Below are 15,730 nucleotides of genomic sequence, written 5' to 3' on the forward strand. Positions count from 1 at the left end.
CCCGTCGGCGTTCGCCGCGTCGCCGTTCGCCGCGTCCCGGTCCGTCACGCCACTGTCGCCAGTGGTGGCCGCGTCGGCGTTGCCGCTCCCGGTGGCTCCGACGCCGGGTGGGTCGTCGGGAGGGGGCAACGAGCACATGGCTGGCAACGGTGACCGTGCCGAGACCTGGACGTCGGAGCTCCGCGAGCAGCAGGCCACGCTCGGCGCGGACCTGGGTCCTGCGGACCCGGCTGCCTACACGATGCGCAAGCCCATTCCCGAGCCGATGCCCACCGACCGGCACGGCCCCGCGCGCATCATCGCGATGGCCAACCAGAAGGGTGGCGTCGGTAAGACGACCACCACCATCAACCTGGGTGCCGCCCTCGCCGAATACGGCCGCAAGGTGCTGCTCGTCGACTTCGACCCGCAGGGCGCGCTCTCGGTGGGGCTGGGCGTCAACCCGCACAATCTCGACCTGTCCATCTACAACCTGCTCATGCAGGACGACATCATCGCCGAGGACGTCGTCATCAAGACCGACGTCGCGGGGCTGCACCTGCTGCCGGCCAACATCGACCTCTCCGCCGCCGAGATCCAACTCGTCAACGAGGTCGCGCGGGAGATGGCCCTGGCCCGGGTCCTGCGCACGGTCCGCAAGGAGTACGACTACATCCTGATCGACTGCCAGCCGTCACTCGGCCTGCTGGCGATCAACGCGTTGACCGTCGCGCACGGTGTGCTCATCCCCCTCGAGTGCGAGTTCTTCAGCCTGCGGGGTGTGGCACTGCTGCTGGACACCATCGACAAGGTGCGCGAGCGACTCAACTTCGACCTGGAGCTCGAAGGCATCCTCGCCACCATGTACGACAGCCGCACCACGCACTGCCGCCAGGTCCTCCAGCGGGTGGTGGAGGCGTTCGGCGACAAGGTCTACCAGACGGTCATCACCAAGACGGTGAAGTTCCCCGAGTCGACAGTGGCCGGTGCCCCCATCACGACGATGGACCCGGCCTCCTCCGGGGCACGTAACTACCGTCAGCTGGCCCGCGAGGTGATCGCCGCCCAGTCGGAGCGGTAGCCGGAACGTCCCGTGCCCGCCTCGTGGACTACGGTCGTCCGGTGACCGCGCCACCCCTCGACCCACCCGAGACCGCCGACGCGGCCGTGGTCGACGGTGTGCCGCCGGTCGATCCCGCCGCTACCGGCTTCACGGTGCGGCTGGCCAACTTCACCGGCCCGTTCGACCTGCTGCTGCAACTGATCGGCAAGCACAAACTCGACGTCACCGAGGTGGCCCTGCACACGGTCACCGACGAGTTCATCGCCTACATCAGGGCGATGGGCGACAACTGGGACCTGGACGAGGCCAGCGAGTTCCTGCTCATCGCCGCGACCCTGCTCGACCTGAAGGCGGCCCGGCTGCTGCCCGCCGCCGAGGTGGAGGACGAGGCCGACCTCGCCCTGCTGGAGGCACGGGACCTGCTCTTCGCCCGGCTGTTGCAGTACAAGGCGTACAAGGAGGCGGCGGCGCACATCGCCGAGCTGGAGGCCGTCGGCGGCCGACGCTACCCGCGCGCCGTCAGCCTGGAGGCCCGCTACGCCGAGGCGCTGCCCGACCTGGTGCTCGGCATCGGCCCCCAACGGCTGCTGAAGCTGGCCGTGAAGGCGATGACCCCGAAGCCCGTGCCGGAGGTCTCCATCGCCCACGTGCACATGGTCCGGGTCAGTGTCCGGGAACACGCCGCGATCCTCGCCGCCCGGCTGCGCCGGGCCGGCACCGCCACGTTCTCGCTGCTCTGCGCGGACTGCGAGGCCACCCTGGAGGTGGTGGCCCGGTTCCTCGCGCTGCTGGAGCTGTACCGGGAGGGCCTGGTGTCGTTCGTGCAGGAGCAGGCCCTGGAGGAGCTGACCGTGCGGTGGACCGGCCCGGCCGACGGCGACACCGAGCTGCACGTCGACGAGTACGCCGGCAGCCCGGCCGACCCCGAGTCACCGGGGCCTGAGCTGCCTGAGTCGGCGGGGGCAGAGGTTAAGCCGGCGGGGGCTGAGCTTGCCGGGGATGCGCCTGAATCGGCGAGGGCTGAGCTTGGCCCGGCGGGGGCTGACCTTGTGCCGACGGGGGAGGCCGACGGGTCGGACGGGACGGGAACGACGGAGGGTGCGCGGGATGAGTGACGAGCAACGTCGGGACTCGCTGGCCGACCAGGCCGCCGCCTGGGTGCCCCCGTGGGAGCGCCCCCGACCGCCCGCCGCCGACACCCCCACGGAGCCGGACGGGTCAGCCGCGTCACCGGAGACCGAGGAGCCCGCAGCGGCAGCACCCGGACCGGCGCCAGAAGCCGCCGAGCCGGACCTGGACGTGCCGGGTTCTACGCAGGTTGACCCGGATGGGCGGGGCCCAGACGACGTGCGCCCGGGTGAGCCGCGCCCTGTCGAGGTGGCCGCAGGTGGGCCCGATCTCCTTGAGGTGGCCTCCGACGAGGTAGGCCCGGGTGAGCCGGATCGCGTTGAGGCGGATCGCGTTGAGGCGGCTCGCGTTGAGGCGGATCGCGTTGAGGCGGCGGCGGGCGACGTGGGCTCGGCGGGCCCGGACCTCGGCGGGGTGACGGACGGCACGGTGGGGGAGTCGGGTGACGCTGCGGGCGTACCCCGACGGCAGCTGGCGGGACGGCGGCGGGCGACGGTCGTGCCGGAGCCCGCGCCCGAGCTGTCCGACAGTGAGCTGCGCGGCGCGTTGGAGGCGATCCTGCTGGTCGTCGACGAGCCGGTCAGCGAGCTGGTGCTGGCCCAGGTGCTGGAGCAGCCCGCCGAGCGCGTCGGGCCGATGCTCGACGAGATCGCCGCCGGTTACACGGCGGCCGGGCACGGGTTCGAGCTGCGGCGGGCGGCGGGCGGGTGGCGGCTGTACACCCGGCCGGAATACGCTACGTACGTTGAGCGGTTCGTGTTGGACGGGCAGTCCGTGCGGCTGACCCAGGCGGCGCTGGAGACGCTCGCCGTGGTTGCGTACAAGCAGCCGGTGACCCGTTCGCGAATCTCAGCCATCCGGGGTGTGAACTGCGACGGGGTCATCCGTACGCTGGTCACCCGTGGCCTCATCGAGGAGTGCGGCACCGAAACGGACAGTGGGGCGTTCCTCTACCGGACCACCACGTTGTTCCTGGAGAAGCTCGGGCTGAACACCGTCGACGAGCTGCCGCCCCTCGCACCCTTCCTGCCCGACGACGTAGAAGAGCTTGCTGATGCGACCCGATAACCGTTCCCCGAAACCCGACGCGCCCGTCTACGAGGGGGCTGAGCGTCTGCAGAAGGTGCTCGCCGCCGCCGGCGTGGGTTCCCGGCGCGCCTGTGAGGACCTGATCTTCCGCCGCCGGGTCACCGTGGACGGGCGGGTCGCCAAGCTCGGCGACAAGGTCGACCCGGCCACCTCCGTGATCCACGTGGACGGGGAGCGCCTCCAGGTCGACATCCGCCTGGTCTACGTGGCGATGAACAAGCCGCGCGGGGTGGTCACCTCCATGGCGGACGACAAGGGGCGCAACGAGCTGGCCGAGTTCATCGGCAACCGGGTGGAGCAGCGGGTCTACCACGTGGGGCGGCTCGACGCGGACAGTGAGGGCCTGCTGCTGCTCACCAACGACGGCACTCTCGCGCACAAGCTCATGCACCCCTCGTACGAGGTGCTGAAGACCTATCTGGCCGAGGTGGTCGGGCCGATCCCGCGCAACCTGAGCAAGCGGCTGCTGGCCGGCGTCGAGCTGGAGGACGGGCCGGTCAAGGTCGACTCGTTCAAGGTGGTGGACACTCTGGGTAAATCCGCCCAGGTGGAGCTGAGCCTGCACGAAGGCCGCAAGCACATCGTCCGACGGCTGATGGAGGAGGTCGGGCACCCGGTCACCCGGCTGGTGCGTACCTCGATCGGTCCTATCCGGCTGGGTGAACTGCGGACCGGACGGATCCGGCGGTTGACGAACGCCGAGGTCGCCGCCCTGTTCAACGCGGTGGGTGACTGACCCCCGAGTTCGGGGTACGGCAGCCGGTAGGCTCCACCGATGGCCGGGACGCGGCCGCCCGGGTGGCGTGGGTCGCCTCCGGCGGCGTCGCGCGTAGGTCCGCCAACGGACCCGGGCATGATTGATGACGATTGACAACCGCTTGCGGCGCCAGATCACCGGGCGATCCGCGAGGTACGGGCTGAGGAGGACACGGTGGAGGAAAACGTACGGGCCGGGCGATGTGTGGTCGCTGTGGACGGGCCGTCCGGTTCGGGTAAGTCCACCGTGTCGCGGCGGCTCGCCGCGAGCATCGGTGCGCGCTACCTGGACACCGGGGCGATGTACCGGGCGATCACGTGGGCCGTGCTGCGCTCCGGCGTGGATCTCACCGACACCGCGTCGGTGGCGAAGGTCGCCGGCGAGGTCAACCTGCGCATCGGCACCCACCCGCAGGGGTACGCCGTGACCGTCGACGGGGTCGGCGTGGATGCCGACATCCGTGGCGCCGCGGTGACCGGCGCGGTTTCCGCCGTCGCCGCCGTGCCGGCTGTCCGTGAGCTGCTCGTCAACCGGCAGCGCGAGATGATCGCCAACGCTGGTCGGATGGTGGTCGAGGGTCGCGACATCGGCTCGGTCGTGGCACCGGACGCCGACCTGAAGGTCTTCCTGACCGCCTCCGAGGCGGCCCGGGCCGCCCGGCGCAGCGCCGAGGACGCCGCCGACGTGGCGACCACGGCCGCCGATCTGGCCCGGCGGGACCGTCTCGACTCGACCCGCAAGGTCAACCCGCTGGCCCAGGCGCCCGACGCGGTGGTGCTGGACACCACCGAGCTGGGCATCGACGAGGTCGTGGCGCGGCTGCGTGAGCTGCTCACCGAGCGGGGCGTGGCATGAGTAGCGATGGTGGTGGATGGGTCGAGTTGCGGGAGCCCGACGTCGCCGTCGAGGAACCGAGCGGCCCGCAGCCGGTGGTGGCCGTTGTCGGTCGCCCCAACGTGGGTAAGTCGACGTTGGTCAACCGGATCATCGGCCGCCGGCAGGCGGTCGTCGAGGACGTCCCCGGCGTGACGCGCGACCGCGTCCCGTACGACGCGCAGTGGAACGGCCGGGCGTTCACAGTGGTGGACACCGGCGGTTGGGAACCGGACGCGAAGGACCGGGCCGCGGCCATCGCGGCGCAGGCCGAGACAGCGGTCGTCACCGCCGACGTGGTGCTCTTCGTGGTCGACGCGATGGTGGGCTCCACCGACGTGGACGAGGCCGCGGTGAAGATGCTGCGGCGCAGCGCCAAGCCGGTGATCCTGGTGGCGAACAAGGCCGACAACAACTCCATCGAGATGGAGGCCACCTCGCTGTGGTCACTCGGTCTCGGTGAGCCGTTCCCGGTGTCCGCGCTGCACGGGCGCGGCTCCGGCGACCTGCTGGACGCCATCCTCGCCGCGCTGCCGGAGGCACCGGCGATCGTGGAGAACCGTCCGCGTGGGCCGCGCCGGGTGGCGCTGGTCGGGCGGCCGAACGTCGGCAAGTCCAGCCTGCTGAACCGGTTCTCCGGCGAGGAGCGGGCGGTCGTCGACTCGGTGGCGGGCACCACAGTGGACCCGGTGGACAGCCTGGTCGAGATCGGTGGTCAGACCTGGCAACTGGTCGACACGGCCGGGCTGCGCAAGCGGGTCGGCAAGGCCAGCGGCACCGAGTACTACGCCAGCCTGCGGACCGCCGGCGCGATCGAGGCCGCCGAGGTGGCCGTGGTGCTGCTGGACTCCAGCGAACCGATCAGCGAGCAGGACCAGCGGATCCTGTCGATGGTGACCGAGTCGGGTCGGGCGCTGGTCATCGCGTTCAACAAGTGGGACCTGGTCGACGCCGACCGTCGGTACTACCTGGACAAGGAGATCGACCGGGAGTTGCGCCGCATCCCCTGGGCGATCCGGCTGAATCTGTCGGCGATGACCGGCCGTGCCGTGGACAAGCTGGCCCCGGCCCTCAACAAGGCGCTGGCCAGCTGGGAAACCCGCGTGCCGACCGCGCACCTCAACCAGTGGCTCACCGCGCTGGTGCAGGCCACCCCCCACCCGGTACGTGGTGGACGGGCGCCGCGGATCCTGTTCGCGACGCAGGCCGGTGTGGCGCCGCCACGGTTCGTGCTCTTCACCACCGGCCCGCTCGACGCCGGCTACCAGCGCTTCGTCGAGCGCAAGCTCCGCGAGGAATTCGGGTACGAGGGCAGCCCGATCGAGATCTCGGTCCGCCCGCGTAAGAAGCTCGGCCCCGGAGGCCGAGGCAAGGCGCACGGCTGACGCAGTTGTAGCTCTCCAAAATGCCGGATGGGCGATCCTGCCCATCCGGCATTTGTCCATCCAACCCCACCCTCCTAGGACGCTTTAGGGGTGGTGCGGTGGTTCGCTGTGCGGTGGTTCGGCTAGGTCGCCGACGCCGGTGGGGCCTGTGCGGACGGAGCGGGGCTGCTGCGCTAAGCTGTACCGGCTGCCGCGGGGGAAACCGCGCGGGGGCGGGACGTGGCGCAGCTTGGTAGCGCACTTGACTGGGGGTCAAGGGGTCGTCGGTTCGAATCCGGCCGTCCCGACGCAGCTCAGAGGCCATTCGGATTCTTCCGGATGGCCATTTCTGATCTTGTACAGCAGCGAAGTACAGGAACGGCTCATTGGTCGAGGCTTTCGCCCAGCCTCCGCAGGGCTTCGCAGGTCGTCTTGGACGAGACTTGGCTGTAGATCTCCATCGGTGTGAGCTTCACCAGGGCCGCGAGGTTCTTTGCGACCAGATCCTCCACTTCGGCCTGAGAGAGTGCCGAGCGGAGGGCGGCGCGCATTTCCTTGATGGTGCGAGCCGTGGGAAGGTCCTGGTAGCACCGGCCAGCCGCGCAGCACTAGCGGGTCTTCGGTGGCCGCGTTCATCGTTCTCCTGGTCGCAGCACTGGCAGGTCTTCGCGACCTTGTTGAGCTAGGCCTGAACGTCTCGTACTGACAGCCGTCCGTCGAGTCGCTTGGCGCTGAGGCCCGTAACGATGTAGAGGCGGCTCAGCGTCTCGTACGTGGCGTAGGTCAGCGGAGCGAGGTTCGGCTCCACGATCTCGGTTGTGCGCGCCTGACGGCGGCTACAGCACGGGTGCTACTTCTACCGCAGGCGGTAGAGGTAGCTACCTTCGTAGTTGCGTTCAACGTTCTCGTGAGAGTCAACGAAAAACGAGGTACCGGCGAGCCAGTCGGCGGGATATCCGCTACGGGTGAGGATCGTCCGGAATTCTTGTTCGAGTCTTGCCGTGACGCCGTTGCTGGCGCAGCGTGCCACGTTGGCGTGGGTGTCGAAGAGCAGCCACACTGCCGCGTCGAAGTCGGTCGGGACAATCGGGACGACGAACTCCACGCGCGCTAGCGGTACCTCGTTGGCAGCTGCCCAGGAGATAAGCTCGCGCCTGGCGGTACCGAGGTGATCGAACTGCCTGCGACGGGTCGGGTTCACGTTGCGATCGTCGGCACGTTCGAGGACAACCCTTACGCTCATGCTCATGAAAACGTGCTGGTCTGTGGCGGCCGTTGCCTGCTTGGCCTTGCCGGTCATATCGGGTTGCGGCTCCGGACGGTCCACCACCGCAGCAGGCACCCCTGCGACCTACACGTGTTGCGATGGCAAGGACGTGGACACGGTGTACCAGCCTGGCCAGGAGATGACGGTTCACTGGATCGTCAAGCCAGGGACCGACCCCGCCGCGAAGCCGACGCAGGTCGAGCTGACTGCGCGTCTGACTGGCCCATACGGGGACGTCAGCGAACTGAAGAGCGCTGCCGGGGGCACAGCTCGGCCTGCTCTGGGAGAGGTGAACTTCGAGGCCCAGCCAGTAAGGCCATCGGGTGCGGCGGGCGAACGACCGGTCAGCGTCATTCCAATTCCGGAGGATGCGCCGCCCGGGTCTTACAACCTGATCTTCGCCGTGCATGAGGATGGCGGAGTCGTTGGCGGAGCGAGCGTCGTCCGGGTGACCCCCAAAGCCTGAGCCCATCGGATACTCAGGCCGGGACGACGCCCTTTGTCCGGTCGGCCGGGTGCGTCACCGGGCGATGCTTCGTTCCTCCTGCTGTTGTGGGCCGCAGCCGTCTCCGACGGTGGCGAGTCGCGGGTTTCACCCGATTGCCGTTGCTCCACCGCCACCTCGTAGGGCCCGCGACTCGCGGCAGATCAGGATGCCTGAGTCATGAGGGGACTTATGACGAGGCAAGTTGGCGCCACGCAGCCCGGCTGTGTGATAACCCAGCTTCCGTAAACACGAAGCCGCAGCTTCCGTTCTTCGGATCCCAGAGGTGTTCGTTGGCGACCCCGACGTGCCTGGCTGCGTCCGGACCTTCCTGTACGGCTACCGGCCCTGACCATGGTCACCGGCGCTGCCGCAGTGGGCGCAGCGCTCCCGCGTGCCGTAGTGGTAGGCGGCGGCCGAGACCAGAACGAGGGCACCCCACAGCAGCAGCGAGACCGCAGGCAGATGGGAGAGCCAGTTCGTCCGTACCGTGGTCCCGGTGTAGTAGACCGGCTCGCCGGCGGCGAACCGGACCAGATCGGGGACGAGCAGAGCGCAGAAGCCGAAGAGAGCGGCGCCGCACACGGTCGCCATCGCCACCGGAAACCAGTGGGGCACCGGCCGACCGGCCAGGCCCACCACCCAGCCCGGCCACACCTGGCTCCACGGCCGGGTGAGCCCGAAACAGAGGACGCCGCCCCCGAGCGCCATGCCGGCCAGGGTCAGCTCAAGCAGCATGGTGCCGTTGCCCGGGTTGGCTTCGTTGATCGTGTCGAGGAACTCCTCGGTGGTGCCCACCGGGATGCCGGCTGCCCAGCACAGCCGGACGATCGCGTAGCCGAGCGGCGCGAGTAACGCCGCGATTGAGGCGACCTGGCCGACCACGGCCCATCGTTGGCGCGACCACTCGGCGCCGCCGTCCCGGCCACAGTTCTCGCAGCCGCCACGGGTGGCCCGGCCGTACGCCAGGGTGGCCGCGGCGAGGGCGTATCCGGTGTACGCGAGCAGCACCAGATGGACGGTCGGCCAGTCCAGCCGTTTCAGGTTGAGCAGGTTGAGGCCGGGGATGGCGTCCAGCGCCTGCGTTCCCGGCAGCACCAGCACCAGGAAGGCCGCCGCCAGCCAGCCGACGCCCAGCAGCACCGGACGCACCCGCCCGGCGACCCGCCGGCGCATGAGCAGCAGCGCGGCGACCAGCATGACGCAAAACCCCAGCGTCACGCCCTCGACCAGGGCCGGTGGCAGGTCGGCCAGCCAGTGGTCGGGAAAGGTGTTGTCCGGGTTGGCCGGGCGGGCGAAGACGTACGGTCCGCCGGCGAACCAACCGGCCGAGGCGAGGCCGTACGCCGTCAACACCACGGCGGCGACGGTCCCGGACCACCGCGGCCAGCCGGCCCACCAGTGCCGTGCCCGTCGAGCGGTAGTCGGCATATCAGTCACCGCTTCTCATTCGTCGTCGGATCGAAGGGCCGCACCGAATGTCCGTCCTCCGGAACGCATGCACCTCCCACGGGGATGGGAGCCGCTTCCCTCGAGCAGGGGACTGCCGAGCGACCGGCCCCGGGAGATCCTTGCGTGAAGGAGGCAGAGCAAAGTTGCGGAGCGGCGTGTCGTGCTGGACTGGCAGCACCCGAGCTTTTGGTTCTGGCCTCACCGGCACGTCGTCTGCGAGGACGCAGCGTGCGGGTCGAGGTCTTTCCAGACGGGACTACTACGCGTTCCTGACAGAGGACATGACCGAAGGTACGTTCGGACACCCGTGGGAGCAGACGCTGTGCGTCTTCGGATCACACCTGATGCCGAAGCTCGTGCCCCTACTCAGCGGGTAACTACCGATGAACGGCGTTCTGCACCTGCTCGACACCGACCGGACCCTGCTCCGCAGCCTGCCCAACCCGCTCACCCCGGCCGAGCAGGCACGCATCCGCGACGCACGCCCCGCCGGACCTTCACCCACCCCGGCAACCCAGCCACTCCGCGTCGAACGCCGCGTCAGCAGCCGCGGCGTCCTCGTGATCGCCGGCCAACGCATCCACGTCGGCATCGGCCACGCCGGTCAAACGCTCACTGTCGAAGACGCCGAGACCACCTTCCGCGTCCACGACGGCGACCAACTCCTCACCGAAGTCCCCCGCACCACGACCAAGTAGATCGCTAGATTCAAGGTCCGCAAGCCCGAACCACCACGCCAGCGCGTGACGCCGACAGGCACTGAATCAGGGCAGGCCCGATGAGAGTTCCCACCCCGTTGACCGGCTGCCGTGTCGACCGAACAGCCTTCGACTACCAGGTCCGGCTCAGCCTCTCCGCGCTCGACCCCGACGAGGGCTACCGTGTCGACGCCGAACTGGCCATCGAAACTCCGTTCCTGCTCCGCGACCCGGGCGGGCAATGGCACGAACTTGACCCCGGCACGGGCACCCGCCTGGCACCCGTCCTGGACCTGTTCGGCCAGACCATCAGCAGCGTTGAGATCCACGGCAACGGCGCCCTCCACCTGACCTTCGACAACGGCGCCGAGTTACACATCGGCCCCGATCACCACTACGAGTCCTGGCACCTCACCGGCGCGGGAGTCGACCCGATAACCGTCGGCCCAGGCGGGGAAACCGACTGGCAGCCGGCTCCCCAGCCCGAACCACCCCACATCGGCTGACATCCACAACAAAGTTCGTCTGGCCGGAAGTGTCACGAATCAAGTGACAGCGATCCGTAACGCATCAAGTGGAGTCCGACAGTTGTGTGGAACGCCTTGAGCGCCTTCGATACCGTCGCGGGCATTGCCATGACGTCGGTTATGCGCGGGGGCAGGGGGCAGGGGGCAGGGGGCAGGGGGCGTGGGCGGATGCTGGCGCCACGTCCGACCACGACCCGACGCGGAATCGCTGAAGACCCCGCCGCTCCTGGGCCGCTTAGTGCCGGCATGTCAGAGACCTACGGCGCCCATCCCTGGTTTGGCATGATGTGGATGCCCGGAGCCATCCGAGAAACCACGCGATCATCTTGATGCCGACTGCGTGCGGCATCAAGGCGGGGCGTGGAACGTCGGCTAACATGCATCACGGTCCGAGACGTCGCACCGCTTTGCCGCCGCCCGCAGCGCTGCCACCGAGGCGTGACCTGGGTAGTCGCTCAGCATGGGGTAGCGCCGACGGTGGTGACAGTCCCAGTAGCTGGCAGCCCGCTGGTCGGTGAGCGTCACGAAGGCCGGGTTCGCGGCGGTAAATCGCCCGTAGACGGCGTCCGCCGGGCTTTGCGGAACAACCAGCTTCGGCTCGAGAACACGCCGAATGACCAACAGGATCTCGTCCACGTATTCGCCCACCAACTGCACCACGAACGGCGCCACCCACGGTTGGATCAAGCCGACGGCCCGTTCCAGCCGCCGCTGCCTTACCCGGCCATCGTGATGTCGGGTGTACAAGCAATCCAGCACCGCACGCTGGGTGGCAGACAGCGCTGCCTCCGCGGCAACGGGCGGCTCGTCGGAGTAGACCCGGTATGGAATCACGACCGGCTCACCATCGACCAGCACACGGAACGGCGACGTCGGCGCGTGCGGCGCCGGCGGTAGGACGGCCAACGCCTTTCGTACGTCATTGCCTAGACGACGTGGGAAGGCAGCCTCCAAGGCTGCGGCCTCAGCCAACTGCGAGCTCCCGAACTGCATGGCCGATCGTAGCCCCGGCAGCGCCGCAGCTAGATGGGACACCGCTTCGAGTGCGATTTCGCCTGCGGTGGACAGCAGCCTGAGAAGTGGCACGGACCTGGCTGTTCTCGATCCGCCCAGCGGTGCCGGTGTACTGCCGTTGCACACCCACCGACGTGGTGCCCTTCTTGACGGACCGGGCCTCATCCGGTATCAACACGCCCTGCGGATCTCCGAGCCGCTCCACCAGCAGGCCTTGCACGTCGGAGACGACCTGCTCGGCATCCCAGACCGCGGTGCGCAGCAACCGCTGCAACGGCGCCGGCTGCCGATAACCGGCCTGCTCGGCCAGCTGCCAGCACGTCTTGCGCTCGGTTTGCGACAACAGACCAGTCACGAACGCCCGCGCGGCAAGCCGCGGCTCACTCCGGGTTGAACCGGCCCGCGATCCGCTGCACGGCAACCTCGAACCCCACCTGCCACCCGGCAAGGTCTACGCTATGACCTGCGGACAATGCACGATCTTCGGTTGTCTTCACCAACCATCGAGGATCACGCGGCAGCTGCGCTCCACTTGCGGCGGCCCACCGGAGACGACGTGGCGAACCAGTTCTTGCACGCCATGCGGTTGATGCGGAGCCGCGACCCGCAAAAGCAGGAAGACGGATTCCACCTGTTGCGACCCCACGCCGCGCAGCACCTCCAAGAGCTGATCACCGAGTTCAACCGCGAACCCAACCACGGCCTGCGCTGCTGGATGCTTGAACTCATCGGCGAAACACGCTCAGCGGACGCGCTGCCCGTGCTGGTTGCCCAACTTCACAGCGACGACGAATCGCTACGGGACTGGGCCATTAGGGGCCTCGAACAACTCGACACCAAACCAGCACGTCACCAGCTATACCGAGCACGATCGGCGGGTTTGATCCGCTAACACCACCGGACTAGGGCATGTCCTGTCGATCATGGATCGGCAGTCCTGGTCATGACATGCTTCAGCCGTGTACCGGACCGAGGATCAACGGCGCTTTCAGCGTCTGGTCGAGGCGCTATCGGGACGGGCGGATCCCCAGGCTGAGGCCGAGGTGGGCGCACCCCTGGATCCCCGGCTCGCGGACTCGCTGGTTGAAGTGTTGGCGGTGAGGAGCAGCTCGGGCTGGACACGCTCTGTGCCAACGTCTTCGACTACCGGGTGCGGCTGGCAGGTGAGGAGTACGCAACGATCACCGATCTGGCCGATCGTTGGGGTCTCGGCGTTCGGGTGATCGATGGATTGAACGAGCTTGTGATCCCGGATGAGCCATCCGAGTGCTCATGAGAGCCAAACGATGGCGGCGATGAGGACGAGGCTGGCGCGGTAGAGGGATGCGCGTTTGGCGTAGCGGGTGGCCAGGTCACGCCGCTGCTTGAGGCGGTTGAAGCAGCGCTCCACCAGGTTGCGGTTTCGGTAGATCACCTTGTCGAAGGCTGGTGGCTGCCGCCGGCGCCGCCCTTGGCGATCCGACGGGCGACCTGGTCGGACCGTTCCGGGATGACGTGCCGGATCCCGCGCTGCCGCAACGCTCGGCGGGTTGAGTCGTGCGCGTAACCCTTGTCGGCGATCAACACGTCGGTACGTTTACGGGGCCGTCCGGGTCCAGGTTCGTTGACCCGGATCGCGTCCAGTAGCGCCAGCAACTGCGGGTTGTCGCCGGCCTGGCCAGGGGTGAGCAGGATCGACGGCGGCCGGCCGCGTCCGTCGACGGCGAGGTGGATCTTCGTACTCAGTCCGCCTCGAGACCGGCCGATAGCCTCGCCATCTTGCGCACCAGGCGTCGCCGGACTTGATAGGGAGCCCTCTTTTTGCGGGCGCCAGCGGAATGCTGGTGCGCCCGCACGACCGACGAGTCGATGCTGATCGTCCACTGCACCGGTGTGCCGTCGTCATGGACCTGCGCTGCGGCGAGGATCCGATCCCAGGTGCCATCCGCGGTCCACCGCCGCAGCCGTTCGTGGCAGGTCTTCCACGGCCGAAGCGTTCCGGCAGGTCCCGCCACGGCGCCCCCGTGCGCAGCTTCCACAGAATCCCGTTGATGACCTGTCGGCGATCCCGCCACCGCCCCCGCGCAGCGCCCGGCTCCGGCAGCAGCGGCACGATCACCGCCCACGCCTCGTCAGTCAGTTCACCACGACGCACCACCGGCACATCGTCAACGATTAACCGCTACAAGATCGGCAGGACGCCCTAGCCGTCGCGGTATCCCGAGGACACGCCCACCATCACTTCGTGTTGGCGTCGATGGTGTAAACCACGTCTGGCCCGACGTCGTGGCGGGTGATGCCGGGTACGTCGGGGATGTTGAGCAGTGGTTCGTATGGGGTGCCGTGGACCCGGTCGCGCAGCAGGACGACGCTGCGGATGCCGAGCTGGTGCAACCGATCCAAGGCCTGCTGGCTGGGGAAGGTCGTCATAACGTCGCGGATCGCCTGACGGTTGGGTGTGGTGTAGCTGGCCGCACCGTTGACCACTGCGGGAAAACCGTCGGTCGACCAGAGTAGGACGTGGAGGTCGATGCCGTCGTCGGACGGCAATACCATGGTCGGAGCGTGCGCGGAGGCTAGCGCCATCGCGGCCGGTTTGGCTGGGGTTTGGGGGTGCTGCAGGTCAGGCAGGCCCTCAGCTAGCACGAGGACTAGCAACGGAACGGTCAGTAGCCGTGCCTCTTCCACCGACCATTTCGGCTTGGCGCCCCTGCTAGCCACCTCGGCTAGTTGGGTAACCAGGCCGGCCGCGAGAATGGCCAGGCAGATAGTGGGCCACAAGATCAACCGCCCTGGTGTACGGGATCCGTCGAACCCGGGCACGTAAAGATAGAGCAGACGGTAGATCGGCCCGTTCGTGCCTAGCGCGAACAACACTCCGACGACCGCCCCAAACAGCAGCAGAAGCCGTTGCACCGGTGACCAGCGGGATAGGAACAGGCCGGCGAAGGCCAGTAAATACAGTGCATACCCGCATAGCAGCACTTTCTCAGTGGGTGCGCCACCAAGAGCGATGCGGGCCTCGTTGTGGAGGGTGCCCCAGGGCAGCGAGGACTGCGGAGCCACGAGAAGTCCGCGCAGTGTCGGGGAGAAAAACGCGACGTAATCCCAGTCCCGGGTGACATGTGGGTTGAGCTCGCGCACGTGTTGGTACGCGTACGCGAAGTATCCGGTCACCGCGGTGAAGACCAACCCGCCGATCAGATCACTGACGATCAGCCGGCGGCGAAGGCGTGGGCGGTGGATCAGCCAGGCTGTCAGTGTGATCAGGCAGAGGGCGGCGAGGACGTATACGAATCCAAGCCCCACGCCGAAGCCAAGGCTGACCTGCCAGGCCGCGACCAGCCAGCCAGCGAACGCCCAGCCCGGTCGGACTCGTTCGGCAAGGTAGCCGCGGGTGAACGAGAGTCCGTGGCCGCGCGCCAGCATCGCCAGGGCCAGCGTGATGCCACCGGTGGAGAGAATATTCAAATGGCCGTCGTGGCCGTAGCGCCAGGGCGCGTAGGCGAGGGCGGCCCCGGCTACCGCGGCGGCGACCTTATTCGCGCCAAGCTGGCGCAGGAGCGCGTAGCCGCCGAGGAAGGCGAGCGCGAAAGCCAGCACGAACAGGATGTTGTAGCGCAGCACGGCGCCGACTACACCGCTGCCTATCAGCCCTGCCGGGGCATAGCCGAGCAGGCTGTCGTTCAGGGCTAGGCCGTACTTGTCGGGATAAAAGGCGTTGGTATCCCACAGGCCACGCAGACCGTGGGTGAGAGCGTGGCCACCCCATCCCACCAGCCATGCTTGGGCCGTCGGGTCACCCGCGTCACCGACGATGGTGTGGGCCGGGTTGGCGATCGGCACAGTCTTGGCGCCGGAAGTCATCACGCGAACCGCGTACGGCGGAATCAGCCAGATCATCGCGACAGCGAGGAGCACCGAACCGAGGCCCGCGATGCTCAGTTCCCGCCGATGGGCCCCACGTTTCAGCCAATCCCTCGTGCCTGATTTGGCACGCGCGAGTCGGCCATTGTGTCCAAGCTCGCTGAGAGTGACGGCTGGTGGCTGGCCTCC

General features: G+C 68.3%; 17 protein-coding genes, 1 tRNA gene and 2 pseudogenes. 12 read left to right on the forward strand and 8 right to left on the reverse strand.

All coding sequences use genetic code 11. The features are described from left to right. Positions 1 to 136: 136 nt before the first annotated feature. The 7 genes from ABZ749_RS11745 (at position 137) to ABZ749_RS11775 (ending at position 6,561) form a co-directional block, all read left to right on the forward strand. Positions 137 to 1,060 carry an AAA family ATPase gene (locus tag ABZ749_RS11745; RefSeq protein WP_030487987.1) on the forward strand — a complete coding sequence of 308 codons (924 nt, stop codon included), beginning with the start codon at positions 137 to 139 and terminating at the stop codon, positions 1,058 to 1,060. A gap of 41 nt (positions 1,061 to 1,101) precedes the next feature. Then, positions 1,102 to 2,157, forward strand: a complete 1,056-nt coding sequence (locus ABZ749_RS11750) for a segregation/condensation protein A (protein WP_357226354.1) — start codon at positions 1,102 to 1,104, stop codon at positions 2,155 to 2,157. Further along, positions 2,150 to 3,238, forward strand: coding sequence for an SMC-Scp complex subunit ScpB (scpB, locus tag ABZ749_RS11755; protein ID WP_357226358.1), 1,089 nt, complete (start codon positions 2,150 to 2,152; stop codon positions 3,236 to 3,238). Before ABZ749_RS11750 ends, scpB begins: the two co-directional genes overlap by 8 nt. After that, complete coding sequence (locus ABZ749_RS11760) at positions 3,225 to 3,995, forward strand: pseudouridine synthase (protein ID WP_238659881.1); 771 nt, start codon at positions 3,225 to 3,227, stop codon at positions 3,993 to 3,995. Before scpB ends, ABZ749_RS11760 begins: the two co-directional genes overlap by 14 nt. Positions 3,996 to 4,190: 195 nt before the next feature. Next, on the forward strand, positions 4,191 to 4,871 hold the full coding sequence (cmk, locus tag ABZ749_RS11765; protein ID WP_357226363.1) for a (d)CMP kinase: 681 nt from the start codon (positions 4,191 to 4,193) through the stop codon (positions 4,869 to 4,871). After that, on the forward strand, positions 4,868 to 6,274 hold the full coding sequence (gene der / locus ABZ749_RS11770; protein ID WP_347664889.1) for a ribosome biogenesis GTPase Der: 1,407 nt from the start codon (positions 4,868 to 4,870) through the stop codon (positions 6,272 to 6,274). The genes cmk and der overlap by 4 nt, the downstream gene beginning before the upstream one ends. A 213-nt stretch (positions 6,275 to 6,487) precedes the next feature. After that, a tRNA-Pro gene (locus tag ABZ749_RS11775) sits at positions 6,488 to 6,561 on the forward strand. Positions 6,562 to 6,636: 75 nt separating this feature from the next. Here ABZ749_RS11775 and ABZ749_RS11780 read toward each other — a convergent pair. From ABZ749_RS11780 to ABZ749_RS11790, 3 genes are all read right to left on the reverse strand, one after another. Then, complete coding sequence (locus ABZ749_RS11780; protein ID WP_357226368.1) at positions 6,637 to 6,804, reverse strand: hypothetical protein; 168 nt, start codon at positions 6,802 to 6,804, stop codon at positions 6,637 to 6,639. A 131-nt stretch (positions 6,805 to 6,935) separates the two neighbouring features. Beyond that, positions 6,936 to 7,061 carry a hypothetical protein gene (locus ABZ749_RS11785; protein ID WP_357226371.1) on the reverse strand — a complete coding sequence of 42 codons (126 nt, stop codon included), beginning with the start codon at positions 7,059 to 7,061 and terminating at the stop codon, positions 6,936 to 6,938. A 48-nt stretch (positions 7,062 to 7,109) separates the two neighbouring features. Next, positions 7,110 to 7,595: a hypothetical protein gene (locus ABZ749_RS11790; protein ID WP_357226375.1), complete on the reverse strand. Its 486-nt coding sequence runs from the start codon at positions 7,593 to 7,595 to the stop codon at positions 7,110 to 7,112. Positions 7,596 to 7,629: 34 nt separating this feature from the next. On the opposite strand from ABZ749_RS11790, the gene ABZ749_RS11795 reads away from it, so the two are divergent. Then, a complete protein-coding gene (locus tag ABZ749_RS11795) occupies positions 7,630 to 7,986 on the forward strand; it encodes a hypothetical protein (RefSeq protein ID WP_357226379.1) in 357 nt (118 codons plus the stop codon). Between the two features lie 357 nt (positions 7,987 to 8,343). On the opposite strand, the gene ABZ749_RS11800 is transcribed toward ABZ749_RS11795, so the two are convergent. Next, the gene (locus ABZ749_RS11800; RefSeq protein ID WP_357226382.1) at positions 8,344 to 9,444 is read right to left on the reverse strand and encodes a hypothetical protein; all 1,101 of its coding nucleotides are present in this window, start codon (positions 9,442 to 9,444) and stop codon (positions 8,344 to 8,346) included. Between the two features lie 38 nt (positions 9,445 to 9,482). Between ABZ749_RS11800 and ABZ749_RS11805 the strand changes: the two genes are divergently transcribed. The 3 genes from ABZ749_RS11805 to ABZ749_RS11815 all read left to right on the forward strand — a co-directional run bounded on the left by ABZ749_RS11805 (position 9,483) and on the right by ABZ749_RS11815 (position 10,660). Then, positions 9,483 to 9,833, forward strand: a complete 351-nt coding sequence (locus ABZ749_RS11805; protein ID WP_357226384.1) for a DUF2716 domain-containing protein — start codon at positions 9,483 to 9,485, stop codon at positions 9,831 to 9,833. Positions 9,834 to 9,839: 6 nt separating this feature from the next. Further along, the gene (locus tag ABZ749_RS11810) at positions 9,840 to 10,154 is read left to right on the forward strand and encodes a hypothetical protein (RefSeq protein ID WP_357226389.1); all 315 of its coding nucleotides are present in this window, start codon (positions 9,840 to 9,842) and stop codon (positions 10,152 to 10,154) included. 80 nt (positions 10,155 to 10,234) lie between these two features. After that, positions 10,235 to 10,660, forward strand: a complete 426-nt coding sequence (locus ABZ749_RS11815) for a DUF6188 family protein (RefSeq protein ID WP_357226393.1) — start codon at positions 10,235 to 10,237, stop codon at positions 10,658 to 10,660. 393 nt (positions 10,661 to 11,053) lie between these two features. Here the strand turns inward: ABZ749_RS11815 and ABZ749_RS11820 are convergent, their stop codons facing one another. After that, on the reverse strand, positions 11,054 to 11,674 hold the full coding sequence (locus tag ABZ749_RS11820; protein WP_357226396.1) for a hypothetical protein: 621 nt from the start codon (positions 11,672 to 11,674) through the stop codon (positions 11,054 to 11,056). Positions 11,675 to 11,768: 94 nt separating this feature from the next. Then, a pseudogene (locus ABZ749_RS11825) lies at positions 11,769 to 12,111 on the reverse strand (transposase); the annotation flags it as partial. Positions 12,112 to 12,251: 140 nt separating this feature from the next. Here ABZ749_RS11825 and ABZ749_RS11830 point away from each other — a divergent pair. Then, positions 12,252 to 12,587 (forward strand): HEAT repeat domain-containing protein, encoded by a 336-nt coding sequence (locus ABZ749_RS11830; protein WP_357226400.1) that lies wholly within the window; start codon positions 12,252 to 12,254, stop codon positions 12,585 to 12,587. A gap of 378 nt (positions 12,588 to 12,965) precedes the next feature. Here ABZ749_RS11830 and ABZ749_RS11835 read toward each other — a convergent pair. Further along, positions 12,966 to 13,778, reverse strand: a pseudogene (locus ABZ749_RS11835) (IS5 family transposase). A gap of 134 nt (positions 13,779 to 13,912) precedes the next feature. After that, the coding region (locus ABZ749_RS11840; protein WP_357226403.1) for a hypothetical protein at positions 13,913 to 15,730 on the reverse strand (1,818 nt) is incomplete at its 5' end.

The sequence above is a fragment of the Micromonospora sp. NPDC047753 genome (genome assembly GCF_040642735.1).
In the GTDB taxonomy this organism is placed as follows: Bacteria; Actinomycetota; Actinomycetes; order Mycobacteriales; family Micromonosporaceae; genus Micromonospora.

Bases quoted from the DNA above. Each gene is read 5' to 3' on its own strand.
- ABZ749_RS11745 (WP_030487987.1), top strand. From the start codon at position 137: ATGGCTGGCAACGGTGACCGTGCCGAGACCTGGACGTCGGAGCTCCGC.
- scpB (WP_357226358.1), top strand. From the start codon at position 2,150: ATGAGTGACGAGCAACGTCGGGACTCGCTGGCCGACCAGGCCGCCGCC.
- ABZ749_RS11760 (WP_238659881.1), top strand. From the start codon at position 3,225: ATGCGACCCGATAACCGTTCCCCGAAACCCGACGCGCCCGTCTACGAG.
- der (WP_347664889.1), top strand. From the start codon at position 4,868: ATGAGTAGCGATGGTGGTGGATGGGTCGAGTTGCGGGAGCCCGACGTC.
- ABZ749_RS11780 (WP_357226368.1), bottom strand. From the start codon at position 6,804: ATGCGCGCCGCCCTCCGCTCGGCACTCTCTCAGGCCGAAGTGGAGGAT.
- ABZ749_RS11805 (WP_357226384.1), top strand. From the start codon at position 9,483: ATGTCCGTCCTCCGGAACGCATGCACCTCCCACGGGGATGGGAGCCGC.
- ABZ749_RS11810 (WP_357226389.1), top strand. From the start codon at position 9,840: ATGAACGGCGTTCTGCACCTGCTCGACACCGACCGGACCCTGCTCCGC.
- ABZ749_RS11815 (WP_357226393.1), top strand. From the start codon at position 10,235: ATGAGAGTTCCCACCCCGTTGACCGGCTGCCGTGTCGACCGAACAGCC.
- ABZ749_RS11820 (WP_357226396.1), bottom strand. From the start codon at position 11,674: ATGCAGTTCGGGAGCTCGCAGTTGGCTGAGGCCGCAGCCTTGGAGGCT.